This is a genomic window from Streptococcus sp. SK140 (genome assembly GCF_000259525.1).
Taxonomy (GTDB): domain Bacteria; phylum Bacillota; class Bacilli; order Lactobacillales; family Streptococcaceae; genus Streptococcus.
The window spans coordinates 1-2,273 of record NZ_AJML01000046.1; the positions used below are offsets into that span (position 1 = coordinate 1).

The 2,273-nt window shown below is 41.5% G+C and carries 6 protein-coding genes; all 6 read left to right on the forward strand.

Annotation, left to right across the window (positions count from 1 at the left end; genetic code table 11):
• A partial coding sequence (rplV, locus tag HMPREF1116_RS11625; protein ID WP_000552613.1) for a 50S ribosomal protein L22 occupies positions 1-266 on the forward strand: 266 nt, incomplete at its 5' end.
• A 12-nt stretch (positions 267-278) separates the two neighbouring features.
• Complete coding sequence (gene rpsC / locus HMPREF1116_RS11630; protein ID WP_000529936.1) at positions 279-932, forward strand: 30S ribosomal protein S3; 654 nt, start codon at positions 279-281, stop codon at positions 930-932.
• Positions 933-935: 3 nt separating this feature from the next.
• Entirely contained in the window at positions 936-1,349 is a 414-nt protein-coding gene (gene rplP / locus HMPREF1116_RS11635) for a 50S ribosomal protein L16 (RefSeq protein WP_000960948.1), read from the forward strand.
• 9 nt (positions 1,350-1,358) lie between these two features.
• Positions 1,359-1,565: a 50S ribosomal protein L29 gene (gene rpmC, locus HMPREF1116_RS11640; protein ID WP_000772918.1), complete on the forward strand. Its 207-nt coding sequence runs from the start codon at positions 1,359-1,361 to the stop codon at positions 1,563-1,565.
• Between the two features lie 24 nt (positions 1,566-1,589).
• Positions 1,590-1,850 (forward strand): 30S ribosomal protein S17, encoded by a 261-nt coding sequence (gene rpsQ / locus HMPREF1116_RS11645; RefSeq protein ID WP_000440801.1) that lies wholly within the window; start codon positions 1,590-1,592, stop codon positions 1,848-1,850.
• A 25-nt stretch (positions 1,851-1,875) separates the two neighbouring features.
• On the forward strand, positions 1,876-2,244 hold the full coding sequence (rplN, locus tag HMPREF1116_RS11650; RefSeq protein ID WP_000616548.1) for a 50S ribosomal protein L14: 369 nt from the start codon (positions 1,876-1,878) through the stop codon (positions 2,242-2,244).
• Positions 2,245-2,273 lie beyond the last annotated feature (29 nt).

Below are 2,273 nucleotides of genomic sequence, written 5' to 3' on the forward strand. Positions count from 1 at the left end.
ACATCCGTGGTAAAAGCGTAGCCGATGCAATCGCAATTTTGACATTCACTCCAAACAAAGCTGCTGAAATCATCTTGAAAGTTTTGAACTCAGCTGTAGCTAACGCTGAAAACAACTTTGGTTTGGATAAAGCTAACTTGGTAGTATCTGAAGCATTCGCAAACGAAGGACCAACTATGAAACGTTTCCGTCCACGTGCGAAAGGTTCAGCTTCACCAATCAACAAACGTACAGCTCACATCACTGTAGCTGTTGCAGAAAAATAAGGAGGTAAAATCGTGGGTCAAAAAGTACATCCAATTGGTATGCGTGTCGGCATCATCCGTGATTGGGATGCCAAATGGTATGCTGAAAAAGAATACGCGGATTACCTTCATGAAGATCTTGCAATCCGTAAATTCGTTCAAAAAGAACTTGCTGACGCAGCAGTTTCAACTATTGAAATTGAACGCGCAGTAAACAAAGTTAACGTTTCACTTCACACTGCTAAACCAGGTATGGTTATCGGTAAAGGTGGTGCTAACGTTGATGCACTTCGTGCTAAACTTAACAAATTGACTGGAAAACAAGTACACATCAACATCATCGAAATCAAACAACCTGATTTGGATGCTCACCTTGTAGGTGAAGGAATTGCTCGTCAATTGGAGCAACGTGTTGCTTTCCGTCGTGCACAAAAACAAGCAATCCAACGTGCTATGCGTGCTGGAGCTAAAGGAATCAAAACTCAAGTATCAGGTCGTTTGAACGGTGCAGATATCGCCCGTGCTGAAGGATACTCTGAAGGAACTGTTCCACTTCACACACTTCGTGCAGATATCGATTACGCTTGGGAAGAAGCAGACACTACATACGGTAAACTTGGTGTTAAAGTATGGATCTACCGTGGTGAAGTTCTTCCAGCTCGTAAAAACACTAAAGGAGGTAAATAACCAATGTTAGTACCTAAACGTGTTAAACACCGTCGTGAATTCCGTGGTAAAATGCGCGGTGAAGCTAAAGGTGGAAAAGAAGTAGCATTCGGTGAATACGGTCTTCAAGCTACAACTAGCCACTGGATCACTAACCGCCAAATCGAAGCTGCTCGTATCGCCATGACTCGTTACATGAAACGTGGTGGTAAAGTTTGGATTAAAATCTTCCCACACAAATCATACACAGCTAAAGCTATCGGGGTTCGTATGGGATCTGGTAAAGGGGCACCTGAAGGTTGGGTAGCACCAGTTAAACGTGGTAAAGTAATGTTTGAAGTTGCAGGTGTATCTGAAGAGATCGCTCGCGAAGCGCTTCGTCTTGCAAGCCACAAATTGCCAGTTAAATGTAAATTCGTAAAACGTGAAGCAGAATAAGGAGAAGGCATGAAACTTAATGAAGTAAAAGAATTTGTTAAAGAACTTCGTGGTCTTTCTCAAGAAGAACTCGCGAAGCGCGAAAACGAATTGAAAAAAGAATTGTTTGAACTTCGTTTCCAAGCTGCTACTGGTCAATTAGAACAAACAGCTCGCTTGAAAGAAGTTAAAAAACAAATCGCTCGTATCAAAACAGTTCAATCTGAAGCGAAATAATAGACTAGGGAAGGAGAAATTTCAATGGAACGCAATAATCGTAAAGTTCTTGTTGGACGTGTTGTATCTGACAAAATGGACAAGACAATCACAGTTGTAGTTGAAACAAAACGTAACCACCCAGTCTATGGTAAACGTATTAACTACTCTAAAAAATACAAAGCACATGATGAAAACAATGTTGCCAAAGAAGGCGATATCGTACGTATCATGGAAACTCGTCCGCTTTCAGCTACAAAACGTTTCCGTCTTGTAGAAGTCGTTGAAGAAGCGGTTATCATCTAATCAAACCTGAAAGGAGAAAACTGAAATGATTCAAACAGAAACTCGTTTGAAAGTCGCAGACAACAGCGGTGCACGCGAAATCTTGACTATCAAAGTTCTTGGTGGTTCTAAACGTAAATTTGCGAACATCGGTGATGTTATTGTGGCATCTGTAAAACAAGCTACTCCTGGTGGTGCGGTTAAAAAAGGTGACGTTGTTAAAGCAGTTATCGTTCGTACTAAATCAGGTGCTCGTCGTGCTGATGGTTCATACATCAAATTTGACGAAAACGCAGCAGTTATTATCCGTGAAGATAAAACTCCTCGCGGAACACGTATCTTTGGCCCAGTTGCACGTGAATTGCGTGAAGGTGGCTTCATGAAGATCGTGTCACTTGCTCCAGAAGTACTTTAATTTTCACAGAGCAAAAACAAACAAACACA